This is a genomic window from Prescottella equi (assembly GCF_020171745.1).
Classification (GTDB): Bacteria; Actinomycetota; Actinomycetes; order Mycobacteriales; family Mycobacteriaceae; genus Prescottella; species Prescottella equi_A.
Window position 1 is genome coordinate 163,878 of record NZ_JAIVAH010000020.1, and the last position, 26,198, is coordinate 190,075.

At 68.6% G+C, this 26,198-nt stretch carries 25 protein-coding genes; 10 read left to right on the forward strand and 15 right to left on the reverse strand.

Annotated elements, in window-relative coordinates; genetic code table 11:
• Positions 1-26: 26 nt before the first annotated feature.
• From LCL87_RS17505 to fakA, 6 genes are all read right to left on the reverse strand, one after another.
• Positions 27-782: a DivIVA domain-containing protein gene (locus LCL87_RS17505; RefSeq protein ID WP_225021876.1), complete on the reverse strand. Its 756-nt coding sequence runs from the start codon at positions 780-782 to the stop codon at positions 27-29.
• 139 nt (positions 783-921) lie between these two features.
• Positions 922-1,416 (reverse strand): pantetheine-phosphate adenylyltransferase, encoded by a 495-nt coding sequence (gene coaD / locus LCL87_RS17510; RefSeq protein ID WP_225021878.1) that lies wholly within the window; start codon positions 1,414-1,416, stop codon positions 922-924.
• Positions 1,413-1,979: a 16S rRNA (guanine(966)-N(2))-methyltransferase RsmD gene (rsmD, locus tag LCL87_RS17515; protein ID WP_225021879.1), complete on the reverse strand. Its 567-nt coding sequence runs from the start codon at positions 1,977-1,979 to the stop codon at positions 1,413-1,415. Before rsmD ends, coaD begins: the two co-directional genes overlap by 4 nt.
• 27 nt (positions 1,980-2,006) lie before the next feature.
• A complete protein-coding gene (locus tag LCL87_RS17520) occupies positions 2,007-5,414 on the reverse strand; it encodes a pyruvate carboxylase (RefSeq protein WP_225021882.1) in 3,408 nt (1,135 codons plus the stop codon).
• A 197-nt stretch (positions 5,415-5,611) separates the two neighbouring features.
• Positions 5,612-7,867 (reverse strand): ATP-dependent DNA helicase RecG, encoded by a 2,256-nt coding sequence (recG, locus tag LCL87_RS17525; protein WP_225021884.1) that lies wholly within the window; start codon positions 7,865-7,867, stop codon positions 5,612-5,614.
• A gap of 40 nt (positions 7,868-7,907) precedes the next feature.
• Positions 7,908-9,557 carry a fatty acid kinase ATP-binding subunit FakA gene (gene fakA, locus LCL87_RS17530; protein WP_225021886.1) on the reverse strand — a complete coding sequence of 550 codons (1,650 nt, stop codon included), beginning with the start codon at positions 9,555-9,557 and terminating at the stop codon, positions 7,908-7,910.
• Between the two features lie 313 nt (positions 9,558-9,870).
• Between fakA and rpmB the strand changes: the two genes are divergently transcribed.
• The gene (gene rpmB, locus LCL87_RS17535; RefSeq protein WP_005519049.1) at positions 9,871-10,062 is read left to right on the forward strand and encodes a 50S ribosomal protein L28; all 192 of its coding nucleotides are present in this window, start codon (positions 9,871-9,873) and stop codon (positions 10,060-10,062) included.
• Positions 10,063-10,225: 163 nt separating this feature from the next.
• Positions 10,226-11,020: an enoyl-CoA hydratase-related protein gene (locus LCL87_RS17540; protein WP_225021887.1), complete on the forward strand. Its 795-nt coding sequence runs from the start codon at positions 10,226-10,228 to the stop codon at positions 11,018-11,020.
• Positions 11,021-11,047: 27 nt separating this feature from the next.
• On the opposite strand, the gene LCL87_RS17545 is transcribed toward LCL87_RS17540, so the two are convergent.
• The 4 genes from LCL87_RS17545 to LCL87_RS17560 are packed head-to-tail and all read right to left on the reverse strand — an operon-like array spanning position 11,048 to position 14,040.
• The gene (locus LCL87_RS17545; RefSeq protein WP_225021889.1) at positions 11,048-11,782 is read right to left on the reverse strand and encodes a hypothetical protein; all 735 of its coding nucleotides are present in this window, start codon (positions 11,780-11,782) and stop codon (positions 11,048-11,050) included.
• Positions 11,783-11,809: 27 nt separating this feature from the next.
• A complete protein-coding gene (locus LCL87_RS17550; RefSeq protein ID WP_225021891.1) occupies positions 11,810-12,487 on the reverse strand; it encodes a uracil-DNA glycosylase in 678 nt (225 codons plus the stop codon).
• A complete protein-coding gene (locus tag LCL87_RS17555; protein WP_225021893.1) occupies positions 12,487-13,008 on the reverse strand; it encodes a gamma carbonic anhydrase family protein in 522 nt (173 codons plus the stop codon). Before LCL87_RS17555 ends, LCL87_RS17550 begins: the two co-directional genes overlap by 1 nt.
• Positions 13,009-13,017: 9 nt before the next feature.
• Positions 13,018-14,040 (reverse strand): thiamine-phosphate kinase, encoded by a 1,023-nt coding sequence (locus LCL87_RS17560; protein ID WP_225022034.1) that lies wholly within the window; start codon positions 14,038-14,040, stop codon positions 13,018-13,020.
• A gap of 166 nt (positions 14,041-14,206) precedes the next feature.
• Here LCL87_RS17560 and LCL87_RS17565 point away from each other — a divergent pair, with 166 nt between their 5' ends.
• Entirely contained in the window at positions 14,207-14,455 is a 249-nt protein-coding gene (locus LCL87_RS17565) for an Lrp/AsnC ligand binding domain-containing protein (RefSeq protein WP_225021895.1), read from the forward strand.
• 1 nt (position 14,456) lies between these two features.
• Positions 14,457-15,044 carry a DUF3515 domain-containing protein gene (locus LCL87_RS17570; RefSeq protein WP_225021897.1) on the forward strand — a complete coding sequence of 196 codons (588 nt, stop codon included), beginning with the start codon at positions 14,457-14,459 and terminating at the stop codon, positions 15,042-15,044.
• A 43-nt stretch (positions 15,045-15,087) separates the two neighbouring features.
• Here the strand turns inward: LCL87_RS17570 and LCL87_RS17575 are convergent, their stop codons facing one another.
• Both LCL87_RS17575 and LCL87_RS17580 read right to left on the reverse strand, forming a co-directional pair.
• A complete protein-coding gene (locus LCL87_RS17575) occupies positions 15,088-16,194 on the reverse strand; it encodes a D-alanine--D-alanine ligase family protein (protein WP_225021899.1) in 1,107 nt (368 codons plus the stop codon).
• Positions 16,195-16,274: 80 nt separating this feature from the next.
• Positions 16,275-17,273, reverse strand: coding sequence for an NAD(P)H-dependent glycerol-3-phosphate dehydrogenase (locus LCL87_RS17580; protein WP_225021901.1), 999 nt, complete (start codon positions 17,271-17,273; stop codon positions 16,275-16,277).
• Between the two features lie 154 nt (positions 17,274-17,427).
• On the opposite strand from LCL87_RS17580, the gene cofC reads away from it, so the two are divergent.
• The 3 genes from cofC to LCL87_RS17595 all read left to right on the forward strand — a co-directional run bounded on the left by cofC (position 17,428) and on the right by LCL87_RS17595 (position 21,416).
• Positions 17,428-18,144 (forward strand): 2-phospho-L-lactate guanylyltransferase, encoded by a 717-nt coding sequence (gene cofC, locus LCL87_RS17585; RefSeq protein WP_225021903.1) that lies wholly within the window; start codon positions 17,428-17,430, stop codon positions 18,142-18,144.
• A gap of 57 nt (positions 18,145-18,201) precedes the next feature.
• Entirely contained in the window at positions 18,202-20,421 is a 2,220-nt protein-coding gene (locus tag LCL87_RS17590; protein ID WP_225021904.1) for an RNA degradosome polyphosphate kinase, read from the forward strand.
• 62 nt (positions 20,422-20,483) lie between these two features.
• A complete protein-coding gene (locus LCL87_RS17595) occupies positions 20,484-21,416 on the forward strand; it encodes an NUDIX hydrolase (RefSeq protein ID WP_225022036.1) in 933 nt (310 codons plus the stop codon).
• A gap of 96 nt (positions 21,417-21,512) precedes the next feature.
• Here LCL87_RS17595 and LCL87_RS17600 read toward each other — a convergent pair whose 3' ends face one another.
• The 3 genes from LCL87_RS17600 to leuC form a co-directional block, all read right to left on the reverse strand.
• Positions 21,513-22,253, reverse strand: coding sequence for an HU family DNA-binding protein (locus tag LCL87_RS17600; RefSeq protein WP_225021906.1), 741 nt, complete (start codon positions 22,251-22,253; stop codon positions 21,513-21,515).
• 156 nt (positions 22,254-22,409) lie between these two features.
• The gene (gene leuD, locus LCL87_RS17605; protein WP_225021908.1) at positions 22,410-23,021 is read right to left on the reverse strand and encodes a 3-isopropylmalate dehydratase small subunit; all 612 of its coding nucleotides are present in this window, start codon (positions 23,019-23,021) and stop codon (positions 22,410-22,412) included.
• Between the two features lie 26 nt (positions 23,022-23,047).
• Positions 23,048-24,481, reverse strand: a complete 1,434-nt coding sequence (gene leuC, locus LCL87_RS17610) for a 3-isopropylmalate dehydratase large subunit (RefSeq protein ID WP_225021910.1) — start codon at positions 24,479-24,481, stop codon at positions 23,048-23,050.
• Positions 24,482-24,597: 116 nt separating this feature from the next.
• Here leuC and LCL87_RS17615 point away from each other — a divergent pair, with 116 nt between their 5' ends.
• From LCL87_RS17615 to LCL87_RS17625, 3 genes are all read left to right on the forward strand, one after another.
• The gene (locus LCL87_RS17615; protein ID WP_225021912.1) at positions 24,598-25,299 is read left to right on the forward strand and encodes an IclR family transcriptional regulator; all 702 of its coding nucleotides are present in this window, start codon (positions 24,598-24,600) and stop codon (positions 25,297-25,299) included.
• Between the two features lie 91 nt (positions 25,300-25,390).
• Positions 25,391-25,888: a pyridoxamine 5'-phosphate oxidase family protein gene (locus tag LCL87_RS17620; RefSeq protein WP_225021914.1), complete on the forward strand. Its 498-nt coding sequence runs from the start codon at positions 25,391-25,393 to the stop codon at positions 25,886-25,888.
• A 98-nt stretch (positions 25,889-25,986) separates the two neighbouring features.
• Entirely contained in the window at positions 25,987-26,154 is a 168-nt protein-coding gene (locus tag LCL87_RS17625) for a DUF5302 domain-containing protein (RefSeq protein WP_225021916.1), read from the forward strand.
• Positions 26,155-26,198 lie beyond the last annotated feature (44 nt).

A 26,198-nucleotide genomic window follows, 5' to 3' on the forward strand; every position in this document is an offset into this window, starting at 1 on the left:
TCGATCGGCCGCCGGACCGGCGAGTTCTACCGCCGGCGTTCGCCGTAGCCGGCGTCGTAGTCCGGCACGCCGGTGCCGGTCCGCAACTGCTGGCGACCACGCCCGACGGACCGGATGGTGCCGTTCAGGAAGTCCTCGAATTCCGCGAGTTTGGTGTCGACGTACAGATCACACTCCGAGCGCAGGCGATCCGACTCGGCGTGGGCCGCGTCGATCACGCGCGCGGACTCCGCGTTGGCGGCCTGGACCACCTCGGCCTGCGACACCAGTCGCTCCTGCTCGGCGATACCGTCCGCAACGGAGCGCTCGTACGACGCCTTGCCGGTCTCGATCATGCGATCGGACTCGGCCCGCGCGCGACCGGTCAGCGAGTCGTACTCGCGCTGACCCTCGGCGACCGTCGCGTCCGCTTCGTCGCGCGCGTCGTGGACCAACTGCTCGGCATGCGAGCGTGCCTCGGCGACCATACGGTCCGCCTGAGCCTTGGCGTCCGAGAGGATCCGGTCCGCGTTCTCCCGTGCGTCGGTGACCGTCTCGTGAGCCTGCGTGTTCGCGGCCGTCACCATCTGCTCGGAGCTCTGCCGGGCGTCGCCGACCAACTTGTCCTTGTGGTCGAGGACGTCCTGGGCGTCGTCCAGCTCACCGGGAATCGCGTCCCGGACGTCGTCGAGCAGCTCGAGGACGTCGCCCCGCGGCACGACGCACCCCGCGGTCATCGGAACTCCACGCGCCTCCTCGACGATCGCGACAAGCTCGTCGAGTGCCTCGAATACCCGGTACACGCACAACCCCAATCGTCGGATGTCATCGCTGGTGCTGAGAAACAGTCTGCCCCAGTCGACGCACACCGGCCGCCGCGCGGCCGGTGTGTCGGCCGAAGGAGTTCGTCAGGCCTTCTCCGAGGCCTTCGTCAGCCCTTCGTCAGCCCTTGTCGGAGGCCCGCTCGGCGAGCCGAGCCACGAGCCGCGCGTGCACCTTCTCCGGGACCATGTCCGCCACGTCCCCGCCGAACGTCGCGACCTCCTTGACCAGCGAGCTGGAGAGGAAGCTGTAGGTGGGGTTGGTGGGAATGAAGAGCGTGTCGACGCCGGAGAGCTTCTGGTTCATCTGCGCCATCTGCAACTCGTAGTCGAAGTCGTTGGCGCCGCGCAGGCCCTTGACGATCGCCGAGATCCCTTGGGACTTGGCGTAATCCACCAGCAGCCCGTGCCACGACGCGACCCGCACGTTGGGCAGGTCGCTGGTGGCGTCCTCGAGCATCTCGATGCGTTCCTCGACAGTGAAGAGACCGCGCTTGCTCTTGTTGATCATCACAGTGACGATCACTTCGTCGAACAGTGCCGCGGCACGTCCGATCACGTCGAGGTGACCGTTCGTCACGGGGTCGAAGGATCCGGGGCAGACGGCGCCAGTCATGGCTCCAGACCGTAGCAGGTGGCGACCTCGATTCTGGTCTCGCCGTAGCGCTTGACCCGCTCCGGTCGCATGCCGTCGGGCCACGCGGTCTCGGGTGAGCGCGACGACCGTTCGACGACGACCACCGAGCCCTCCCCCACCCAGCCGTGCGCGACGAGATCGGACAGTGCGGAGGTCACCGCATCCTCGGTCACCGCGTACGGCGGATCGGCGAACACGATGTCGAATTCGCGCTCGGCGGTACCGCCCACGACCGCCGCGACCGGCGCCGTGCGCACCACCGCGCCCGGCAGGCCGACCGTCGTCACGTTCTGCTTGATGACGGCGGCGGCCTTCGCATCCGACTCGACCAGCAGCACGTGGTCGGCGCCCCGCGAGAGCGCCTCGAGCCCGAGGGCGCCGGAACCTGCGTACAGGTCGAGCACGGCGGCGCCCTCGAGGTCGATGCGGCTGTCGAGCGAGCTGAACAGGGCCTCGCGGACTCGTTCGGACGTCGGACGGGTCCCGCTCGCGGGTACCTTCAAACGCCTGCCTCCGGCACGGCCGGCGACGATTCTTGTCACGCTGCAGTCCTGTTCACTCGCCCACGGTCACTCGTTGCCGGTGATCTCCCGCGTCGAGACGACGGCAAGGAGATCGCCACCCTCCACCTGCTGGACGCCGGCGATGGCAACTCGCGAGACGATACCGCTGCGCGGCGCTGTGATCGCCGCCTCCATCTTCATCGCCTCGATCGTGGCGACGGTGTCACCGGCCGATACCTGCTGTCCTTCGGTCACGACCAGGGTGACGGCACCCGCGAACGGCGCGGCGACGTGGCCGGGGTTGTTCTTGTCGGCCTTCTCCGCCGCCGGAACCTCGCTGGCGATGGAACGGTCGCGGACCGAGACCGGACGCAGCTGACCGTTGAGGATGCACATGACGGTGCGGTAGCCGCGCTCGTCGGGCTCGGAGATCGCCTCGAGGCCGATGAGCAGTTCGACGCCCTTGCCGAGCTTGACGCGGTGTTCCTCGCTGCGGCGTAGGCCGTAGAAGAACTGGTTGGCCGACAGCTGCGACGTGTCGCCGTACTTGTCGCGGTGCTCCTCGAACTCCTTTGCAGGGCCGGGGAACATCAACCGGTTGAGGGTGGCCTGCCGCTCCTTCGACGAACCGGACAGTCCCTTCTCGTCCTCGGGCGTGAGCTGCACCTCGGGCTTCGCGGCGCCGCGCCCCTCGAGCGCCTTGCTGCGGAACGGCTCCGGCCAGCCGCCGGGCGGGGTGCCGAGCTCGCCGCGCAGGAATCCGATCACGGAATCCGGGATGTCGAAGCGCGCCGGGTCGGACGCGAACTCGTCGGCGGGAACGTCGGATCCGACGAGGTGCAGCGCGAGGTCGCCGACGACCTTGGACGACGGCGTCACCTTGACCAGACGGCCGAGCATCCGGTCGGCCGCGGCGTACTTGGCCTCGACCTCCTCGAAGCGGTCACCGAGGCCGAGCGCGATGGCCTGCTGGCGCAGGTTCGACAGCTGACCGCCGGGGATCTCGTGGGTGTAGACACGTCCGGTCGGGGCGGGGATGCCGGACTCGAACGGCGCGTACACCTTTCGCAGCGCCTCCCAGTACGGCTCGAGGTCGCACACGGCCTGCAGGTCGATGCCGGTGTCGAACTCGCTGTGCGCCGCAGCGGCGACGATCGCCGACAGGGCCGGCTGGCTGGTGGTGCCGGACAGCGGGGCCGCGGCGCCGTCGACGGCGTCGGCTCCGGCGTGCCACGCGGCGAGGTACGTCGCGAGCTGGCCGCCGGGGGTGTCGTGGGTGTGCACGTGCACCGGCAGGTCGAAGTTCGAGCGCAGCGCCGTCACGAGCTTGGTGGCGGCGGGGGCCCGCAGCAGACCGGCCATGTCCTTGATGGCGAGGATGTGCGCACCGGACTCGACGATCTCCTCCGCGAGGCGCAGGTAGTAGTCGAGGGTGTAGAGCTTCTCGTTCGGGTTCGCCAGGTCGCCGGTGTACGACATCGCGACCTCGGCGACCGTGGTGCCGGTCTCGCGGACCGCCTCGATCGCGGGGCGCATCTGGTCGATGTTGTTGAGTGCGTCGAAGATCCGGAAGATGTCGATGCCCGTGTCGGCCGCCTCCTGCACGAACGCGCGGGTGACCTTCTCCGGGTACGGCGTGTAGCCGACCGTGTTGCGTCCGCGCAGCAGCATCTGCAGGTTGATGTTGGGCACGGCCTCACGCAGCGCCGCCAGCCGGTACCAGGGATCCTCGTGCAGGAAGCGCAGCGCCACGTCGTAGGTCGCGCCGCCCCACGCCTCGATCGAGAGCAGTTCGGGCGTCATCCGCGCGACGTGGCCGGCGACGTCGAGCAGACCGGACGTGCGAACGCGGGTCGCGAGCAGCGACTGGTGCGCATCGCGGAACGTGGTGTCGGTGACGGCGAGCGCCTTCTGCTCGCGCAGCGCCTTGGCAAAGCCCTCCGGGCCGAGCGCGAGGAGCTTCTGACGCGATCCGTCCGGCGGGGCGACACCGAGGTCGACCTTGGGGAGCTTGTCGTGCGGGTACACCGCGGTGGGCCGTTCGCCGTGCGGCTTGTTGACCGTGACGTCCGCGAGGTAGCTGAGGATCTTGGTGCCGCGGTCCGCGGAACTGCGCAGCGTCAGCAGGTGCGGCCGTTCCTCGATGAACGACGTCGTCACGCGTCCGGCGCGGAAGTCGGGGTCGTCCAGGACCGCCTGCAGGAACGGGATGTTCGTGGATACGCCGCGGATGCGGAACTCCGTGACGGCGCGGCGAGCGCGGGCAACCGCCGCCTCGAGGTCGCGGCCACGGCAGGTGAGCTTGACGAGCATCGAGTCGAAGTGGGCGCCGACCTCGGCGCCCAGGTTCGCGCCACCGTCCAGGCGCACGCCCGCGCCGCCCGGGGTGCGGTACGCGGTGATCCGTCCGGTGTCCGGGCGGAAGCCGTTGGCGGGGTCCTCGGTGGTGATGCGGCACTGCAGAGCGGCGCCGCGGATCGTGATCGCGTCCTGCGACAGGTTCAGGTCCGAGAGGGTCTCGCCCGAGGCGATCCGCAGCTGCGCCTGCACCAGGTCGACGTCGGTGATCTCCTCGGTGACCGTGTGTTCCACCTGGATTCGCGGATTCATCTCGATGAACACGTGGTTGCCGCGGGTGTCGAGAAGGAACTCGACGGTGCCCGCGCACCGGTAACCGATCTGCTTCGCGAACGCGACCGCGTCGGCACAGATCCGGTCCCGCAGTTCCGGATCCAGGTTCGGGGCCGGTGCGAGCTCGATCACCTTCTGGTGGCGGCGCTGCAGCGAGCAGTCGCGCTCGAACAGGTGGATGACGTTGCCCTCGCCGTCGGCGAGGATCTGGACCTCGATGTGGCGCGGGTCGACGACGGCCTGCTCGAGGAACACCGTCGGATCACCGAACGCCGACTCGGCCTCACGCGATGCCGCCTCGATCGCCTCCCGCAACTGAGCGCGCTCGGCGACTCGCCGCATGCCGCGGCCGCCACCGCCCGCAACAGCCTTGACGAAGATCGGGAAGTCCATGCCCTCGGATGCCGTCAGCAGCGCCTCGACGTCCGAGGACGGCTCCGACGACTTCAGCACCGGCAGGCCCGCCGCCTTCGCGGCCGCGATCGCGCGTGCCTTGTTGCCGGTCAGTTCGAGCACCTCGGCCGACGGGCCCACGAACGTGATGCCCTTCGCCTCGCATGCGGCGGCCAGGTCCGGATTCTCGGACAGGAAGCCGTAGCCCGGGTAGATCGCGTCCGCGCCGGCGCGCTCGGCGGCCGCGATGATCTCCTCGACCGACAGGTACGCGCGGACCGGGTGGCCTACCTCACCGATCTGGTAGGCCTCGTCCGCCTTGAGGCGATGCACCGAGTTGCGGTCTTCGTACGGGAACACCGCGATGGTCCCGGCACCCAGTTCGTAGGCAGCACGGAACGCGCGGATGGCGATTTCGCCGCGGTTGGCGACGAGGACTTTGGAGAACATGGGAAGGAAAGTACCTTGCCGCGCGTCGCGCCGTGAGCGCAACGTCCCACGATGCGGAACGCTTCGCAAGCTTCACAAACAGCCACTCTGACGTGCGAAATTGGCAAGTTTGCAAACCGGAGAAGAAGTGCCCTGCACAGACCGTACGGCGCGGCCCGATTCGGCGCCCCGAGGCCGATCCTGCAGGCTCGGGCCTCCTACGACTTTTCCAGGAATTCGATCTTCTCGGCGTCGAGCGCGGCGGCCACCATCGCCGCGAGGCCGGGGTGCCGGGACAGATCCGGGTCGTCGTCGAGGACCCCGCGCGCGAACTGCTGCGCGGACGCGATCACGTCCTCGTGTTCGAGCAACGACAGCAGTCGCAGCGTCGTCGCGCTGCCCGACTGGGCCGAGCCGAGGACGTCACCTTCGCGACGCTGACGCAGATCGAGCTGAGCCAGTTCGAAACCGTCGTTGGTGCCGGCGACCGCCGTCAGCCGCTCGAACGCCGTCGATCCGGGCATCATGTCGGTGATCAGGATGCACAGCCCCTGATGGCTGCCGCGACCCACCCGGCCGCGCAGCTGATGGAGCTGACTCACACCGAATCGATCCGCGTCGACCAGCACCATCACGGTGGCGTTGGGGACGTTCACACCCACCTCCACCACCGTGGTGCAGATGAGCACGTCGATCCCACCGGCCGTGAAGTCGCGCATCACCGCGTCCTTCTCGTCGGACGGCAGTCGCCCGTGGAGCAGGCCGAGTCGCAGATCGTGCATCGGACCGGACCGCAGCTCGTCGAACAGGTCGACCGCGGATTTCGTCTCCGGCGGCTCCTTACCGGCCTTGATCAGTTCGGCGTCGCTGTCGCCGTCGCCGATCCGCGAGCACACGACGTACGCCTGCCGTCCGGCCGCGACCTCCTCCCGGATCCGTTCCCACGCGCGCGCGACCCACTGCGGGGTCTGCCGGGCGGCGACGACCTTGCTCACGATCGGCGCGCGCCCCTGCGGCAACTGGCGCAGCGTCGACGTCTCGAGATCGCCGAGCACCGTCATCGCGATCGTCCGCGGAATCGGCGTCGCGGTCATGACCAACAGGTGCGGGCTCAGTCCTTCCCTGGCCCGATTCCGCAGTTCGTCGCGCTGCTCGACACCGAACCGGTGCTGCTCGTCGACCACGACGAAACCGAGGTTGAAGAACTCCACATTGTCCTGGATGAGCGCGTGCGTGCCGATGACGATGCCGGAATCGCCGGTCACGATATCGAGCAAGGCCGCCCGCCGAGCCTTCGTCGACATCGATCCCGTCAGCAGCGTCACCTTGGTCGCCAGATCCTCGGCCCCGAGCTCACCGGCCGTGCCGAGCGGACCCAGCATCTCCCGCAGCGACCGGGCATGCTGCGACGCAAGTACTTCCGTGGGCGCGAGGAGCGCGCACTGGTAGCCGGCATCGATCGCCTGCAACATCGCCCGCAGCGCCACGATGGTCTTGCCCGAGCCCACCTCGCCCTGCAGCAGCCGGTTCATCGGGTGCGGCCGGGCGAGATCGTTCGAGATCTCCTCGGCCACCTCCTTCTGCCCGTCGGTGAGCTCGAACGGCAGCATCCGGTCGAACGCGGCGGCGATGCCGTCCGGCTTCGGCGGGCACTGCGGCGCCACCCGCGCCGCGATGTCCCGTCGGCGCCGCGCGAGTACCAGCTGCAACGCGGCCGCCTCGTCGAAGCGCAGACGCTCCTGCGCCCGGCCGATGTCGTCGCGGGTGTCGGGCAGATGCACCAGGCGCAGCGCCTCGTCGAGCCCGATCAGGTCGTGTTCGTCGCGAACCTCGGGCGGCAGCGGATCCTCGACGACGTCGAGCTGGTCGAGGACCTGACGCACGCACCGGAGGATCGTCCAGCTCTCCACTTCCCGTGTCGCCGGATACAGCGGGATCAGCTCGCGGTCGAAGATCGACATGTCGACGCCGGAACCGGAATCCTGTGTGGCGCGAGCCATTCCGGCGAGCGAACCCGCCCCCTGCACATGCGCCATGGAGACGACGGGATCCTCGCCCTCGGCCGGCTCCGGCAGAATCAGGTAGCTCGGATGCGTGAGACTCCACTTGTTGCGGAAATACTTCACCGTGCCGGAGAACATGGCACGGACGCCGACCCGCACCGCGTGCTTGACCTTGTGCGGGCTGAAGAACGTGACGTCGACGCTCTGCGACTCGGCCGCGAGCACGACCTTGAGCATCTGGCCGCGCCGGCTCTTCATGTTCACGACGTCGGCCTTGACGACGCGCGCGATGATCGTGACGTGCGAGCCCTCCTCGGGCTCCTTCTCGGTCAGCTCCCGGCCCTGCGCGGCATATCGGTGCGGGTAGTGGCGCAGCAGGTCCTCGACCGTGCGGATGTCGAAGGCGTCGACGAGCGCATCGGCCGTCTTCGTCCCCAACAGGTGATCGAGTCGATCCGTCAGCGTCGCCATGTCGGGTATCCCGTCGCCGTACTCACTATCGACTCGCCTTCTACTCGACGCCGAACTGCAACAGGTCACGGCTCTGTCCACCCCGGTAGACCATCACCTCGACACCCGGATGGCGGGACGTGATGTAGGCGGCCACCCGCTCCCCCAGCCTCTCGGTGGCCTGCGCGCCGAGGAGCACCGTCACGAGTTCGCCGCCGGCGCCCAGCACGAGGTCCACCAGCCGGCAGCCGGCGGCCACGACGTCTTGTTCGATGACGACGACCTCGTGTCCGACCAGGCCGAGCCCGTCGCCCGGCTCGCACGTTCCGACGTAGGTGAGGGCGCGTTCGTCCGCGATCCGCAGCGAACCCCAGCGGGTCGCGGCCGCGGCCTCCGACATCGCGAAGGCGTCGTCGACGGCCAGCCTCTCGACGTCGTGCACGGCGAGGGCCGCGAGCGCCTGCACCATCGAGGAGCTGGGCAGGAAGACGACGTCGCGGTCGTCGGCGCGGGCCCGCGCACCGACCGCGATCAGGTCCTGGGCCGGCAGTGCGCCGTTCGGCAGCACCACGACCTCGCGGTGGTCGGTGCCGCGGATGGCGGTGAGCAACTGGTCCGGGGTGACCGCGCCGTCGGACCGCAGCACGTGCGCGCCCTCCTGCTCGAACAGATCCGCGGCTCCGGGCCCCTCGACCACCGACAGGACAGCGCGGGGCGCGCCGGCCTCCGGGATCTCGGCGCGCGCGGCGTCCAGCACGAAGCAGGTGATCCGCACGTCGTGCAGCCGCCCGGCATCCAGTCCCGCCTCGACCGCCGCACCCGCGTCACTGCAGTGCACGTGGACGGACCACGTGGGCATCTCGTCCGAACCGTCACCGACGATCACGACGGAGTCCCCCAACGAACACAGCCGACCGCGGAGGTCCGCGATGCGCGCCTCGTCGGATTCGGCGACGAGGTACATCACCTCGTAGTCCTGACCGGCGACCTCGTGGACGACGTGCGCGGGACCGCACGTGTGATCCGACCCGGTCGCCGCGGCCTCGCCTGCCGGGGCCAGGAAGACCTCCCGCTCGGGCGGGACGCCGGAGACCACCTCGACCAGGGCATCGAGAATGACGACCAGCCCCCGGCCTCCGGCGTCGACGACACCGGCCGCCCCGAGAACCGCGAGCTGGGACGGCGTCCGCAGCAGCGCTTCGGCCGCCGCGTCCGCGGCCGACGTCGCGAGACGGGACAGCGGGGCGAGCGCGTCCTCCGCGGCCACCGCGTCGGCTGCCGCCGCGAGCACCGTGACGATGGTCCCTTCCATCGGGACGCTGACGGCCTCGAGCGCGAGATCCGACGCGTGCCGCAGCGCCGAGCGCAGCGTGCCGGCATCGAGGTGGCTGGACGTCGTGGTCTCGGCGATTCCCCTGAGCACCTGGGACAGGATCGCCCCAGAGTTGCCGCGCGCACCCGTGACTGCGCCGCGCGCGAGCGCCCGGGCCACAGCGGAGGCGTCGGATCCCCGTTCGTCGGCGGTGAGGGGTTCGACGGCCCGGACGGCTGCGCGCATCGTCGCGAGAAGGTTGGTCCCGGTGTCCGCGTCCGGGACAGGGAAGACATTGAGGTCGTTGATCTCGTCGCAGCGCTTCTCGATGCCGGTCACGCAGGCGTGGGCCCATCGGTACAGGGCGGAGCCGTCGACCGCCTCCAGGACCTCGAGCACCCGCGTCGTCCTCTCCCTACGTCGGTTACACCACTCGCCGGACGCGGCCACCGGAGTGGCGAGCCGTCCCAGACCGCAAGCCTAGCCGGGGCATCCGACGGACCCCTCGCACACGGCCGGGGCACGACCTGTACCGTCATTCCAGTCTTCGACAAGGCCCGAACCGCACTCAGTTCGTCTCGGGCCCGGTGATTTGGCCAATCGATGCGGATGCGGTTACCCTTGCAGGGTTGCCTCGCACGGGTCGTTCCACTTCGCGTGTTCGTAGGCAAGCAACAAGACAATGTTTGACTATCACAAGGAGTTCGCGACTATGGCTGCCGTCTGCGACGTATGCGCCAAGGGGCCCGGCTTCGGTAAGTCGGTCTCGCACTCGCACCGGCGTACCAACCGTCGCTGGAACCCGAACATCCAGCCCGTTCGTGCTCAGGTTGCCCCCGGCAACACCAAGAAGCTGAACGTCTGCACCTCTTGCCTGAAGGCCGGCAAGGTTGTGCGCGGCTGATTTCAGCCTCACAGCACAGTTGTTCGACTGAGCCCCGACACCATCGGTGTCGGGGCTCAGTCGTTTTCGCGGTTCTTCGGAAGTTCTTCCGGAGCTCCGGACCGTCGCGGTGGATGGGACCGGACTACCGAACCGCACCGGTCCTGCGGCTAGTGTGCTCCACGTGACTGCAACAGACGCACCCAGCAATGTCCGGATCGAGGACGGCGTCCTCCGGGTGGCCGTGGCAACTGCCGCGAACGGAACCTCCCTCGACATCGACGGAATCACCGAGGCGACCGCCGCTCTGCGCGCGGCCGGCAACGACGTGGGCGCGGTGCTGCTCGTCGGCGACGGCGCAAACTTCTGCGCCGGCGGCAACGTTCGGGCCTTCGCCTCGGCCGAGAACCGCGGCGAGTTCGTCGGCGAGATCGCGACCGCGTTCCACGAGTTCGTGCGCGCGCTCGACGCGATCACCGTCCCGGTCGTCGCGGGCGTCCACGGGTGGGCTGCCGGTGCCGGCATGAGCATCGTGTGCCTCGCCGACATCGCGATCGGTGGCACCTCCACCAAGCTGCGTCCCGCGTACCCGTCCATCGGATTCACCCCGGACGGCGGCATGTCGTGGACGCTGCCCCGCGTCGTCGGCGCATCCCGCGCACGCGAGATCCTGCTCACCGACGCCGTCCTGAACGGCGAGGAGGCCGTGCGCCTCGGCCTGCTCAGCCGACTCGTCGAGGACGACCAGGTTCAGGACGAGGCCCTGCGTGTGGCACGGACCCTCGCGGCCGGACCGACCGCGTCCTACGCCGGAATCAAGAAGCTCTTCACGAGCAGCCGGTCCAACTCGTTGTCCGAACAGCTCGACGTCGAGACCGCGTCGATCTCCGCGGCGGCCGACGGCCCCACCGGCCGCGAGGGTGTCGACGCCTTCGTCGAGAAGCGGCGCCCCGACTTCGCGTCGGTCCGCAACTCCTGAGCCCGAGCCGAGGATCCCGGTCGCCCGTCAGGCCTCCACGGTCACGGCGACCGGGGTCCCGTCTCCTCGGAAGTGCACCTTCGGCCAGTAGCCGTCCATGAAGGCCTGTTCGAACACGCCCCGGTCGTCGGAGAGATCCACACCGAAGTCTCCCGAGTGGTAGATGGTGACGGCCTCGAGCCCGAACGAATCGAGGAAGCGCGACCGATCCTCGTCGGTGTCACTCTCCTCGCGGCCCCACTCCCACAGATGGTCGAGGGCTGCGCCCAGGACTCCCGACAGGTCCGCCACGACTTCCCGCACCGCCGGGAGTAACTCCTCGATCCTCGAGCCGCCCGCCCCGTCGAACGTCAACGCCACCGGCCGACCGCCGAGCGTCGCAGCCTCCGGGATCTCGGCCGTGTAGCCGACGATCGACGGCGCCTTCACGACGAACTCCCCGAACACCGGATCGACCAGCGACGTCGCGGAGTCCGCCACGTCACCGGCCGGAAGGCGCGACGCGTCGAGGAAGGCGCGCTCGTCCTGCTCATCGTGGTCCGGATTGTGCTGCGCCGGAATCAGGTACGGCACGACGGACAACTGCCCCGGCGATGCGGCGAGGACCCGGCCGTCGTCCGAGCGGAGGATGACCCGGGTTCCCTCCTGCAGCACCTCGACGATTCGGAATCTCCGGGGCACCGGGCGGCGGCGTGACGTGCCGATCTCGAGAACCTGTCCGACTTCGGTGTCGCGGATCTGAACGCGGTCCGGGGTACTCATGTCCGACACCCTATCGGCACCCGGGAGTCAGGGCAGGTGCCAATCCACCTGTTCGGCACCGAGTTCCGCGAGCAGAGCATTGGCGCCGCTGAACGGCCGCGACCCGAAGAAGCCCCGCGACGCCGACAGCGGCGACGGGTGCGCCGACTCGATCGTCGGGACGTCACCGAGCATCGGCTTCAGGGTGGCGGCGTCACGTCCCCAGAGAATCGCGACCATCGGCGACTGCCGTTCGACGAGCGCGCGGATCGCCTGTTCCGTGACCGCCTCCCAGCCCTTGCGGCGGTGCGACCCGGCGTCGCCCGGCGCGACGGTCAGCACCCTGTTGAGGAGCAGCACACCGTTCTCGGTCCACGGCGTCAGGTCGCCGTTCGACGGCGTCGGGTAGCCGAGGTCCTCGCTGTATTCGGTGAAGATGTTCTTCAGGCTGCGCGGCACGGGACGAACATCCGGTGCCACCGAAAAGCTCAGGCCGACAGCGTGTCCCGGGGTCGGGTAGGGATCCTGTCCGACGATCAGGACCCGCACGTCCTCGAACGGGTGACTGAACGCCCGCAGCACGTTCTGTCCCGCGGGCAGGTACTCACGACCTGCGGCGATCTCGGCCCGCAGGAAGTCGCCCATCTCGGCGATGCGGCCTTCGACCGGCGCGAGGGCCTTGGCCCAGCCGGGGTCGATCAGCTCGGTCAGCGGCTGCGGCGCCATCAGTCGAGCCTGCGCAGCGCGTCGCGGTAGAACGCGGCGTTCGCCGCATACAGCTTCACGTTGAGTTCGAGGTGTCCCTCGGGAACCTCGTAGCCCTCGCGCACCTTGGCCGGCACACCGAGTGCCATGCTCCGCGGCGGCACCTCGAACTTGAACGGCACGACGGCACCCGCCCCGACCACCGAACCGGCCCCGATCGTCGAGCCGTTCAGGACGATCGCCCCGGACGCGATGAGGCAGTTGTCACCGATCTGCGACCCCTCGATGTGGGCGTTGTGCCCCACGACGCAGCCCGCACCGATGACGGTCGCGTCGATCGACGTGCAGTGGATGACGGTGCCGTCCTGGATGTTGGTGCCGGCTCCGACACTGATCGTCCCGTAGTCACCGCGCAGGACCGCCTGCGGCCAGATCGAGGCGCCCGGCCCCAGTGTCACCGCGCCGATCACGACGGCGTCGGGGTGGACGTAGGCGTCCGGTGCGATGTCCGGTTCGCGATCACCGAGTGCGTAGATAGCCATGCGTGCAACCTATCCCGCGTCGAAGCTCTGCCAGCCACCGGACACCGTCCACGGCCGGCCGTCGACGACAACTCCGCCGCCGCCGCCGTCCGCGCCGGGGACGACGTCACCGATCACCGACCAGCCGTCCGGAAGGTCCGTTCCGGACGGGAACGTCGCCGCCAGCGCGTGATCCTCGCCGCCGGTCAGAATCCACTCCCACGGGTCCCGCGCCAGATCGCGCGCCGCGTCGAACAGCACGGGATCCGTCGCGATCCGGCTCCGGTCGATCCGGATCCCCACCCCCGACGCGTCCGCGATGTGGCCGAGGTCGGCCACGAGTCCGTCGGAGATGTCGGTCATGGCGCTCGCTCCGGCGACCGCGGCCGCGACACCCTGCTCGTAGGGAGGGGTGGGGACCCGGTGCGCGTCGATCAACTCCGTCGCGCCGGTACTCGAGGGGTCGGCGCCGGCGAGCAACAGCGCCAGCCCCGCCGCGGACCTCCCGAGCGTCCCGGCGACCGCGACGACGTCGCCCGCCCGCGCGCCCGAGCGCAGCACCGGACTCCGGCCCTGCAGGTCACCGAGGACCGTGACGGACACGACGATCTGATCGGCCTGCACGAGGTCGCCGCCGACCACGCCCGCGCCCAGGGCCTCCGCGGCGCTGCCCAGACCGTCCGAGATGCCCGCGGCCACCGCGAGCGGGGTGTCGGGTGGGCAGCCCAGCGACACGAGGAACGCCGTCGGACGCCCGCCCATCGCGGCGATGTCCGCGCCGTTCTGAGCCACCGCCTTTCGGCCGACCTGCTCCGGACTCGACCAGTCCAGCCGGAAGTGCCGATGCTCGACGAGCATGTCCGCCGACACCGCGACCCGGCCGTCCGGCATCCGCACCACGGCGGCGTCGTCGCCCGGCCCGAGCAGCGTCGTCGACGGTTGCCTGCGGCCCTTGACGGCCCGCCCGATCACCGCGAACTCCCCCACCGAGGCAACGGTGCGATCGTCGTCGTCCTGCTGCGGTCGCGAGGTTTCGATGGTGGGCCTCCCAATACTGATGTGCGCCGGTGGTCTCCCGGTCCCGGGATTCGACTCCCGCAACTGCGGTACCTTTTAGTGTGCGGCCGGGCATCCCGGTGCGGGGCGCCGGGACCGGAGTCCCGCGGATCTCCGCGACTCTACCGAGGCGACGGCGCACGACGACGGGAAGGACGGACCCGTGGTGCAGGCTTACGTACTGATCCAGACCGAGGTCGGCAAGGCCGCTGCGATCGCGGCGACGCTCTCCCGGATCGCCGGCGTCGACTCGGCCGAGGACGTGGTGGGACCGTACGACGTGATCGCCCGCGTCGGCGCACCGGCCGAGGCCGGACTGTCCGACGTCGTCGACGACATGAAGAAGGTCCGCGGTATCACCCGCATCCTGACCTGCCAGATCGCGGCGCCAGCCGCACCGACAGAGAACTGAGATGTCCGAACCCGAGAACCCCACCACCGATCAGACCGAACCGCACCCGTCGGAGAAGCGCAGTCCCGCGCTGATCGCGACCGCGGTCGCCCTTCCCGTCGCGCTCGTCATCGGCGTCATCGTCGCTGCCGCGATCGCCGGGCGTTCGCCCGTGAAGGAACCCGTCGGGCTCGGCCCGGTCGAATCACCGGCCGCCCAGTCCGCGGAATGCACCACGCTGATGAACGACCTGCCCGAGAACATGGGCGACTACACGCGTGCCGAACTGCGCGACCCCGCCCCCGAGGCGACCGCCGCGTGGCAGCCCGACGAGGGCGAGCCGGTCGTGATGCGGTGCGGTCTGCCGAGGCCCCCGGAGTTCAACCAGGCGTCGCCGCTCAGCGTGGTCGACGGCGTCCAGTGGTTCGAGATCTCGGGCGCCCCGCAGGGCATCGAGGCCAGCACGTGGTACGCGGTCGACCGTGGGGTGTACGTCGCGTTGACCGTGCCCAACGGATCGGGCCCGACCCCCCTGCAGGACGCGTCGGCCGCGGTCTCGAAGGCACTGCCGCAGAAGCCGCTCGACCCCGCGCCGGTACCCAACCCGTAGCGCGTCGCGCGTGCGGGCCGGGTGCTCCGGCGCTGGGATCAGCTCAGCGCAGCCCCGTCCCGCGCGCGACTGCGGTATCGACGAGAGTCGAGACGAGAGTGGCGTACTCGACGCCGGCCGCCTGCCACATGCGCGGGTACATCGAGATGGACGTGAAGCCCGGCATCGTGTTGATCTCGTTGATCACCGGGCCGTCCGCGGTGACGAAGAAGTCGACGCGGGCCAGGCCCTGGCAGTCCAGCGCACGGAAGGCGCGGACCGCGAGGGCTCGGATCTGCTCGCTGACGTCGTCGTCGAGCTTGGCGGGAACGTCGAACTCGCAGACGTCGTCGAGGTACTTGGTGTCGAAGTCGTAGAACGCCGACTCGTCACCGTCGGTGTCGGGCATGCGGATCTCGGCGACCACGCTCGCTCGGACGTCGCCGTCGGGGAACTCGAGGACGCCGCACTCCACCTCGCGTCCGACGATCGCCGACTCGACGATCACCTTGGGGTCGTGCGAGCGGGCGACGGCCACCGCGGCGTCGAACTGCGACCAGTCCGCCACGCGCGTGATGCCGATCGAGGAGCCGCCACGGGCCGGCTTCACGAAGACCGGGAGCCCGAGCTGCTGCTTCTGCTCGTCGGTGACGGTCGACGTGCCCGGACGCAGCACCACCTGGAACCCGACCGGCAGACCCTCGGCCGCCAGCAGCTTCTTGGTGAACTCCTTGTCCATGCCCGCCGCACTCGCCAGCACACCGGGACCGACGTAGGGAATCCCGGCCAGCTCGAGCAGACCCTGGATGGTGCCGTCCTCACCGTACGCACCGTGCAGCACCGGGAAGACGACGTCGACCGATGCGAGTGCCTGACCGGCCTCCGTGTCGTCGAGCGCCACGATGGTGCCCGACCGGGTGGGGTCCGCGGTGAGGGCGAGAGCCCTGCCGTCCGCGTCGACGGTCGGCATGGACCGGTCGCGGATCGCGAGGTCGGCGGGATCGGTCGAGCCCAGTACCCACGCTCCGTCGGTGGTGATGCCGATCGGTACCACTTCGTAGCGATCCGGGTCGAGGTTCCTCAGGACACTGCCGGCGGAGACACAGGACACCGAATGCTCGTTGCTGCGGCCACCGAAGACGACGGCGACCCTGGTACGCGGATTGTTCACGCCCCAAACCGTACCGTTGCGGGCATCCTTCCCACGAACCGACCGAACAGGTCGATTCGATCCGTCCGAACTGCCCGGAACTACTCGGGCTTGATGCGGCGCCCCAGCAACATACCGACCGCATCGTGAACCGACATGCCCTCGTGGCACACCCGGTGCACGGCGTCCGTGAGCGGCATCTCGACGCTGTTCGCGGCGGCGAGGGCCCGCACCGAGGTGCAGGACTTGACGCCCTCGGCGATCTGTCCGTTGGTAGCGGCCTGGGCGCTCTCGAGCGACCCTCCGAGTCCCAGTCGCTCACCGAAGGATCGGTTCCGGGAGAGCGGCGACGTGCAGGTGGCCACCAGGTCGCCGACGCCCGCCAGACCGGCGAGCGTCGCGGCGTTGGCCCCCAAGGCGACTCCGAGCCGGATGATCTCCGCGAGCCCCCGGGTGATCAGGCTCGCGATCGTGTTCTCCCCCAGGCCGATGCCGGACGCCATGCCGCACGCCAGCGCGATCACGTTCTTGCAGGCCCCACCGATCTCGCACCCGATCACATCGGTATTCGTGTACGGCCGGAAATAGCTTGTCGCGCAAGCCTTCTGAACAGCAAGTGCGCGCGCCTCGTCGGCGCAGGCGACCACCGTGGCAGCCGGCTGGCCGAGCGCGATCTCCCGCGCGAGATTCGGCCCGGACAGCACCGCGACACGCGACGAGTCCACCGACGCCACCTGCGAGATGACCTCGCTCATCCGGAGCAACGTCTCGCTCTCGATGCCCTTCGCGAGGCTGAGCAGCGTCGCGTCCGGACCGATCGCCCCGGCCCACCCCTCGAGATTCCCACGCAGCGACTGGGACGGCACGGCGAGGACGACGATGTCCGCCCCCGCGAGAGCCTCCTCGTGATCGTCGGTGGCCGACAGCGTCGGAGGCAGCGCGATCCCGGGCAGATAGTCCGGGTTCTCGTGCCGAGTCACGACGGCGTCGGCGATCTCGGAGCGCCTGGCCCACAACGTCACGTCGGTTCCGGCGTCGGCCAGTACCTTCGCGAACGCCGTCCCCCACGATCCCGCCCCCAGAACCGCCGCCTTGCTCACGCCGCCCCCTCTGCTTCGCGCTCACCCGAGTTGTCCACTACCCACACCGTTCCGCCACCGACCTGCCCGCTCACTGCCTGCGAACACGATATCCCCCACACCGATCGGTCGCCGGGCGCGTCGCATCGACGGCGCGGCTGGCAAGATTGGCCGCATGAGGGGTGTGCACCGATCGGAACACGCAGCGCACACCCATGTCATCGTCGCGGTGAAGGACCTCAACCGTGCGAAGACCCGCCTCGCGGAATCACTGTCGGCCTCCGACCGGACCGACCTCGTCGTGGCGATGCTGCGGGACACACTGACGGTCCTCGCGGATGCACGCGACACGACGGACCCGGGCCGGATCACGGACGTCACGGTCGTGACCCCCGACCCGGTGGTCGCGTCGATCGCCGTCGAGTGCGGCGTCGGGCACCGACCGGACCCACCCCGGCGGGCCACCGGCGAATCCGGCCTCAACGCGGCACTCGCGGATGCGGAACGGACGATCGGCACCGCCGCGAGGTCAACCGACGTGGTCGCGCTGCAGGCGGACCTGCCCGCGCTGCGACGGCACGAACTCCTCGACGCCCTCTCCCAGGCCCGCCGCGCCGGACGCGCGATCGTGGTGGACCACACCGGCACGGGGACGTCGGCGCTGTTCGCCTGCGGCCCCTCCACCCGCCTCGACCCGAGATTCGGGACCGGCTCCGCGCGATCGCACATCGCGTCGGGGGCCCGGGTTCTCGACGGCCCCTGGCCGGGACTACGCCAGGACGTCGACACCCTCGACGACCTCTTCGCGGCGGCGCGCCTCGGTCTCGGACCCGCAACCCAGGCGGTGTTCGACCGCCTCGGATGTACGTCGGGTGTCCGGCAACCCCGATAGCTGTGAACTCCGTGTGATCGATTGTCCTGCCTGCGAATCTCGAGGGATGATCGAGAGGTGAGCAACGGGAGAGCACTCGAGCGACGCACGGACTCCGACCGATCCGCGGAGGACGGCTCCAACTCTGATCGAAAGCGGCCGACGGGCACCGGCCACTCGGCCATCATCCCGACCGCCCCGCCGGCGGCCACGCCCACCGGATCCCCGGACGGCGGGCTCCCCGCGGCGCGCTACCTCAACCGCGAACTGAGCTGGCTCGACTTCAACTCGCGGGTCCTCGCCCTCGCCGAGGACACCTCGCTGCCCCTGCTCGAACGCGCCAAGTTCCTCGCGATCTTCGCGTCGAATCTCGACGAGTTCTACATGGTTCGGGTCGCCGGCCTGAAGCGTCGGGACGAAACCGGTCTGTCGGTGCGCTCCGCGGACGGCCTCTCACCCCGGGAGCAGTTGGCGCTGATCGGATCCCGCACGCAGGAGATCTCGTACAAGCACGCCCGCGTGTTCCTCGACTCCGTGCGCCCGGCGCTCGCCGAAGAGGGCATCTCGATCATCGGCTGGGCCGACCTCGACACCGAGGAACGCACGCGACTCTCGGCACACTTCCACGAACAGGTCTTCCCGGTCCTGACGCCGCTGGCCGTCGATCCGGCACATCCGTTCCCGTACATCAGCGGACTGAGCCTCAACCTCGCGGTGACGGTGAAGGACGCCGCGACGGGCGGAGAGCACTTCGCGCGAGTGAAGGTGCCCGACAACGTCGACCGCTTCGTACGTGTGACCCGCACCGGCGTCACCCCGGGCGCGATCGCGGCGTTCCTGCCCACCGAGGATCTCATTGCCGCCCACCTCGACGTGCTGTTCCCCGGCATGGAAGTGGTGGAGCACCACGCGTTCCGCGTCACGCGCAACGCCGATTTCGAGGTCGAGGAGGATCGCGACGAGGACCTGCTCCAGGCGCTCGAGCGGGAGCTGGCGCGACGCCGGTTCGGTTCCCCGGTCCGCCTCGAGGTGGCCGACGACATGACCGACCACATGCTCGAGCTTCTGCTGCGTGAACTCGACGTCGATCCCGGCGACGTCATCCAAGTCCCTGGGCTTCTTGATCTTTCGTCGTTGTGGCAGGTCTACGGCGTCGACCGCCCGAATCTGAAGGACGCCCCCTTCGTGCCGGCGACGCACCCCGCGTTCGGCGAACGGGAGACACCCAAGAGCGTCTTCTCGACCCTGCGCGACGGCGACGTTCTCGTTCAGCACCCGTACGATTCGTTCTCCACGAGCGTTCAGCGGTTCATCGAGCAGGCCGCTGCCGACCCGCAGGTCCTCGCGATCAAGCAGACCCTGTACCGCACATCGGGCGACTCCCCGATCGTCAACGCGCTCGTCGCGGCGGCCGAGGCCGGCAAGCAGGTCGTCGCGCTCGTCGAGATCAAGGCCCGCTTCGACGAGCAGGCGAACATCAAGTGGGCGCGCAAGCTCGAACAGGCCGGCGTCCACGTGGTCTACGGACTGGTCGGTCTCAAGACCCATTGCAAGACATGCCTCGTCGTGCGTCGCGAGGGTTCGACCATCCGCCGCTACTGCCACATCGGGACCGGCAACTACAACCCCAAGACGGCGCGCCTCTACGAGGACGTGGGCCTGTTGACCGCGGCGCCCGAGATCGGTGCCGATCTGACGGATCTCTTCAACTCGCTCACCGGGTATTCACGGAAGTCGCAGTATCGCAACCTTCTCGTCGCCCCGTACGGCGTGCGCAAGGGGATCATCGAGCGCATCGACGCCGAGATCGAGCACCGGAAGGCGGGCCGAGAAGCCGGAATCCGGCTCAAGGCCAATGCGCTCGTCGACGAGCAGGTGATCGACGCGCTCTATCGGGCATCGCAGGCCGGGGTCCCGGTGCGGATCGTGGTCCGCGGAATCTGCGCGCTCAAGCCGGGAGTCCCCGAACTGAGCGAGAACATCGAGGTGCGTTCGATACTCGGACGTTTCCTCGAGCACTCGCGGATCATGCACTTCCAGGGCTCCGACGAGTTCTGGATCGGCAGCGCCGACATGATGCATCGAAATCTCGATCGCCGCGTCGAGGTGATGGCACAGGTCAAGGATCCGCGCCTCACCCGCCAACTCGACGAGATCTTCGAATCCGCACTCGATCCCACCACCCGCTGCTGGGTCCTTCAATCCGACGGTAGTTGGCAGGCAGCGCCCGCCCGTGGCGAGAAGGTGCGCGAGCACCAGGAAGAGATGATGCGCCGGCGCAGATCCACCAGCTCCTGACGCGGAGTCCGCTCCAGTCCGCCGTTCGACCGCGACCCCGGTCGAGGGAAGGAACCACACCCTTGAGTCTTGATAAACCGGTCAAAGCAAACATATTCGCGGCCGGCGCAGTCTTGTGGCGCAAGTCACCGACTAATCCGTACGAGATCGAAATCGCACTCATTCACCGCCCGAAGTATGACGACTGGTCTTTTCCGAAGGGGAAACTCGATCCCGGCGAAACCTCGATTTCCGCCGCCGTGCGGGAGATCCACGAAGAGACCGGAATTACAGCGCAATTGGGGCGACACCTCTCAGGTGTGACATATCCGATACCGGGTCACCGCAAACTCAAGCGCGTCGAGTACTGGGCGGCCGAAGCGGCCGCGGGGCAGTTCACACCGAACGACGAGGTGGACGAGATGCTGTGGCTGCCACCGCACGACGTCCCCGACCAGCTCTCCTATCCCATGGACCGAACGATCCTGCGGCGGTTCGTCCAGATCCCGCCGGACACCACCACGGTCCTGCTGGTCCGGCACGCGAAGGCCGGGAGCCGGAGAAAATACGTGGGCGACGACGACTCACGGCCACTCGACGAGAAGGGTCGCGTGCAGGCGGAAGCACTTGTCGCTCAACTGCGCGCGTTCGGGGCGTCCGAGGTCTCGTCGGCCGACCGGACCAGGTGCGTGCAGACCGTGGAACCGATCGCCGAATCGCTCGATGTCCCGATCCACATCGAGCCGCTGCTCTCCGAGGAGCAGTACGCGGCCGATCCGGCGAGCGCTCGGGCGCGAGCCCGCAAGATCGCGGCACGGGGCGGCGTTCAGGTCATCTGCAGCCAGGGCGGCGTGATTCCCGATCTCCTGGAGTGGTGGGCCAAGCGGGACGGCATCACCCTGCCCGCTGCTCGAAACCGCAAGGCGAGCACCTGGGTCCTGTCACTGTCCGGTGGCCGACTGGTGGCGGCAGATCACATCGACAGCCCACTGCCGGTGCCCCGCAACGCGGATTGACCTTCGGACACACGACAAGGCGGCCACGGGATTCGATCCCGTGGCCGCCTTGTCAGTTACGGAGTATTCCGCCGACTTCCGCCGACGTCGCGCGACTTACTTGCGCGCGGTGCGCTTGGCCGGAGCCTTCTTGGCCGCGGTCTTCTTCGCGACGGTCTTCTTCGCGACGGTCTTGGCCGGAGCCTTGGCCGCAGTCTTCTTCGCGACGGTCTTCTTCGCGACGGTCTTGGCCGGAGCCTTGGCCGCAGTCTTCTTCGCGACGGTCTTGGCCGGAGCCTTGGCCGCAGTCTTCTTCGCGACGGTCTTGGCCGGAGCCTTGGCCGCAGTCTTCTTCGCGACGGTCTTGGCCGGAGCCTTGGCCGCAGTCTTCTTCGCAACGGTCTTGGCCGGAGCCTTGGCCGCAGTCTTCTTCGCAACGGTCTTGGCCGGAGCCTTGGCCGCAGTCTTCTTCGCAACGGTCTTCTTGGCCGCCGTCTTCTTGGCAGCCGTCTTCTTGGCCGCCTTCTTCACGGGCTCTGCCGCACCGCGCTTGACGGCCGGACCCGCGCTGGGCAGCTTCTGGCCACCGGCGATGAGCGCCTTGAACTGCGCGCCGGGACGGAAGGCCGGAACCGACGTCGGCTTGACCTTGACCGTCTCACCCGTGCGCGGGTTGCGAGCAACACGAGCGGCGCGACGACGCTGCTCGAAGACGCCGAAACCGGTGATGGTGACGCTCTCGCCGGCATGGACGGCACGCACGATCGTGTCGACCACGTGCTCGACGGCCTCACTGGCGGTGCGCCTGTCCGTGCCCAGCTTCTCGGTCAGAACATCGATGAGCTCTGCCTTGTTCATGGAAATTCCTCCGCAAACTAATGGTCCACCGTCGGACCGACTACGAACTACGGTAAACCCGAAATCGGCAAGAGTCTATGTGCCACGCCAATTCTCATCAAGCGCGGCCCCCCGATCTGTGGTAGATCGAGGGGCCGAACCAGTTATCCGATTACATCAATTGTCGTCCGCGATGCGCGCCGGAAGGGTCGCAGGTTTCCATGACGGCCTTGACTTTTCGAACTCGGAAATCGCCTCTACCTGGCGCAACGTGAGTCCGATGTCGTCCAGACCCTCGAGCAGACGCCAGCGCGTGTAGTCGTCAATCTCGAACGGCACCACAGTCGTTCCGGCGGTCACGGTCTTGGATGCGAGATCCACCACTAGCTCGAGACCCGGCTGCTCCTCGAGCAACTTCCACAGCATCTCGACGTCGCTCTGCTCGACCTGAGCGGCAAGCAGACCGGCCTTGCCGGCGTTGCCGCGGAAGATGTCGGCGAAGCGCGACGCGATGACGACGCGGAAACCGTAGTCGGACAACGCCCAGACCGCGTGCTCGCGGGACGACCCCGTGCCGAAGTCGGGACCCGCCACCAGAACGCTGCCCTTGTCGTACGGCGCGACGTTGAGGATGAACTCCGGGTCAGTCCGCCAGGCCGCGAACAGCCCGTCCTCGAAACCGCTGCGGGTCACCCGCTTCAGGTACACCGCCGGGATGATCTGGTCGGTGTCGACATTGGACCGGCGCAGCGGAACACCGATTCCCTTATGAGTGGTAAAGGCTTCCATCGTTTTTCTCCTAGTTCCCTTGCGCCCTATGCCAGGTCTGCCGGTGCCGAGAGCGTGCCCCGCACCGCTGTCGCGGCCGCGACAGCCGGAGAAACGAGGTGCGTACGCCCACCCTTGCCTTGGCGGCCTTCGAAATTGCGGTTGGACGTCGACGCCGAGCGCTCTCCGGGAGCCAGCTGGTCCGGGTTCATTCCCAGGCACATCGAGCATCCGGCCTGACGCCACTCCGCACCCGCCGTGGTGAAGATCTCACCGAGACCTTCGTCTTCGGCCTGCGCGCGCACCCGCATCGAGCCCGGAACGACGAGCATCCGGACGCCCTCTGCGACCTTGCGCCCCTTCAGAACCTCCGCAACCGCACGAAGATCCTCGATGCGCCCGTTGGTGCACGAACCGACGAAAACGGTGTCGACGGGCACCTCACGCAGCGGCGTGCCCGCCTCCAGACCCATGTACGCCAGCGCCTTCTCGGCCGCGAGACGCTCGCTCTCGTCGGCGATATCTGCCGGATTGGGAACCGAATCACCGAGCGGGGCACCCTGACCGGGGTTCGTGCCCCAGGTGACGAACGGCGTCAGTGCCGCACCGTCGATGCGCACCTCGGCGTCGAAAACCGCGTCGTCGTCGGTCTTCAGCTGGTCCCAGGCCGCCACAGCCGCGTCCCAGTCGGCGCCCTGCGGGGCGTGCGGGCGGCCCTTGATGAATTCGTAGGTGATCTCGTCCGGGGCGATCATGCCGGCGCGGGCGCCGGCCTCGATCGACATGTTGCAGATCGTCATCCGCGATTCCATGGAGAGCTTGCGGATCGCCTCGCCGCGGTATTCGAGGACGTAGCCCTGTCCCCCACCGGTGCCGATCTTCGCGATCACGGCGAGGATCAGGTCCTTGCTCGTGACGCCCGGCGCCAGTTCACCGTCGACGGTGATGGCCATCGTCTTGAACGGGCGCAGCGACAGCGTCTGCGTCGCCATCACGTGTTCGACCTCGCTGGTGCCGATTCCCATTGCCAGAGCACCGAAAGCACCGTGCGTGGACGTGTGGCTGTCACCACACACGACGGTGGTACCCGGCTGCGTCAGGCCGAGCTGAGGGCCGACGACGTGCACGATGCCCTGATCGAGGTCACCCATGGGGTGCAGGCGAACTCCGAACTCCTCGCAGTTCTTCCGCAACGTGTCGACCTGGGTCCGCGAGACCGGATCCGCGATCGGCTTGTCGATGTCGACGGTCGGGACGTTGTGGTCCTCCGTCGCGATCGTGAGGTCCGGCCGGCGCAGCTTGCGCCCGGCGAGCCGCAGACCGTCGAAGGCCTGCGGGCTGGTGACCTCGTGAACGAGGTGCAGGTCGATGTAGATCAGATCCGGCTGGCGTGCCGCACCCTCACCTTCACCGCGCACGACAACGTGCTCGTCCCACACCTTCTCGGCCAGAGTGCGTCCTCTGTCAGCCATCTTCTCCACCTCTGTCTCGGGATGTCGCGCCGACGGGTTCCTGGGCTGCCCCGTGTCGCGCCGTGTCGAACCACCTGTCACGCAATCGGCTATGATCCCAATATGCGAGAAGGGAGTATCGATCTATGAGACAGCATAGCGGCATCGGGGTACTCGACAAAGCAATGGGCGTGCTCCACGCCGTGGCCGAACAGCCCTGCAGCCTCACCGAACTGTGCAACCGGACCGGACTCCCCCGCGCCACCGCACACCGCCTCGCCGTGGGACTCGAAGTACACCGGCTCCTCACCCGCGACGCGGACGGACTGTGGTGCACCGGACCCGGCCTCGGCGAACTGGCCGCGACCGCGAGCGACGCGCTCGTCGACGCCGCAGCGCTGGTCCTGCCCCGGCTCCGCGAAATCACCGGCGAGAGCGTGCAGTTGTATCGGCGCGAGGGCACGCATCGCGTGTGCATCGCGTCGATGGAACCCCCCACGGGCCTTCGCGACACCGTCCTCGTCGGCGCACGGCTGCCGATGACGGCCGGGTCGGGAGCAAAGGTCCTCCTCGCATGGGCCGACGCCCAGACCCAGCGCGCCATCCTGCCCGAGGCCTCGTTCGGCGAGCGGGTGCTCGTCGAGGTGCGCAGGCGCGGCTGGGCACAGAGCGCAGCCGAACGCGAGTCCGGCGTCGCGAGCGTCGCGGCCCCGGTGCGCGACGCGGCCGGCAATGTCGTGGCGGCGATCTCGGTGTCGGGACCGATCGATCGCATGGGGCGACGCCCCGGGGCCCGCTGGGCGGCCGACCTGCTCGCCGCTGCGGACGCACTCCACAAGCGCCTGTGACGAGGTAACCGACCCCACTCGAATGCCGCAAACGTGATTCGTGGCACAGTCGATCGCGGGAACGAATTCCAATTCGAGTGGAGGAGCGGCTGTGGGGACCAACCAACGCGGGCAGATCACGATGTCGGACGCCGAGATCACCGAATTCATCGAGCGGAGCCGGGTCTCCACGATGGCGACGGTCGGAGCCAACGGCACACCCCACCTCGTCGCCATGTGGTACGCCGTGATCGACGGCGAGTTGTGGTTCGAGACCAAGGCAAAGTCACAGAAGGCCGTCAACCTCCGACGCGACGACCGGCTCACGATGATGATCGAGGACGGCGACACGTACGACACCCTGCGCGGCGTCTCGATCGAGGGTCGCGGCGAGATCGTCGACGATACGGAGGCGCTGTTCAAGGTCGGCATCAGCATCTGGGAGCGCTACACCGGCCCGTACTCCGAGGACGTCAAGCCGGCGGTCGAGATGATGCTGCACAAGCGCGTCGCCGTCCGAGTGGTCCCGGAGCGGGTCCGGTCCTGGGATCACCGCAAGCTCGGGCTTCCGGAGATGCCGGTCGGCGGGTCCACCGCGGCCTACCTCTAGACAGCCGCGCGCCCTCCGGAAAACCACGCGACGCGCGCCCTGCCTCGGCGGTACATTCCGAGACGAACGAGCCACCACCGAGGCAGGAGGAGGACGACGTGAGCGAAGCCGCCGACAACGAGACCAAGCGCAAGTTCCGCGAGGCACTCGACCGCAAGAATCACCGGCAGACGAGTGCGACGGCGCATCTGGACGGACAGTCGAAGGTCCACGATGCCCACAGCAGCGCCGATCACAAACGCGAGTTCCGCCGAAAGAGCGGATAGCGCCTGAAAGTACACAGCGCCTGAAAGTAGACAGAGAACGAGAA

Coding starts and splice junctions, on each gene's coding strand:
- LCL87_RS17550 (WP_225021891.1), bottom strand. CDS start 12,487: ATGGCGCCGCAGCCGCTGACCGAGCTGATCGACCCCGGCTGGGCCAAG.
- recG (WP_225021884.1), bottom strand. CDS start 7,867: ATGGCGACGCTGACGGATCGACTCGATCACCTGTTGGGGACGAAGACG.
- LCL87_RS17600 (WP_225021906.1), bottom strand. CDS start 22,253: ATGAACAAGGCAGAGCTCATCGATGTTCTGACCGAGAAGCTGGGCACG.
- LCL87_RS17570 (WP_225021897.1), top strand. CDS start 14,457: ATGTCCGAACCCGAGAACCCCACCACCGATCAGACCGAACCGCACCCG.
- coaD (WP_225021878.1), bottom strand. CDS start 1,416: ATGACTGGCGCCGTCTGCCCCGGATCCTTCGACCCCGTGACGAACGGT.
- LCL87_RS17545 (WP_225021889.1), bottom strand. CDS start 11,782: ATGAGTACCCCGGACCGCGTTCAGATCCGCGACACCGAAGTCGGACAG.
- cofC (WP_225021903.1), top strand. CDS start 17,428: ATGAGGGGTGTGCACCGATCGGAACACGCAGCGCACACCCATGTCATC.
- rpmB (WP_005519049.1), top strand. CDS start 9,871: ATGGCTGCCGTCTGCGACGTATGCGCCAAGGGGCCCGGCTTCGGTAAG.
- LCL87_RS17615 (WP_225021912.1), top strand. CDS start 24,598: ATGAGACAGCATAGCGGCATCGGGGTACTCGACAAAGCAATGGGCGTG.
- LCL87_RS17520 (WP_225021882.1), bottom strand. CDS start 5,414: ATGTTCTCCAAAGTCCTCGTCGCCAACCGCGGCGAAATCGCCATCCGC.
- leuD (WP_225021908.1), bottom strand. CDS start 23,021: ATGGAAGCCTTTACCACTCATAAGGGAATCGGTGTTCCGCTGCGCCGG.
- LCL87_RS17555 (WP_225021893.1), bottom strand. CDS start 13,008: ATGGCTATCTACGCACTCGGTGATCGCGAACCGGACATCGCACCGGAC.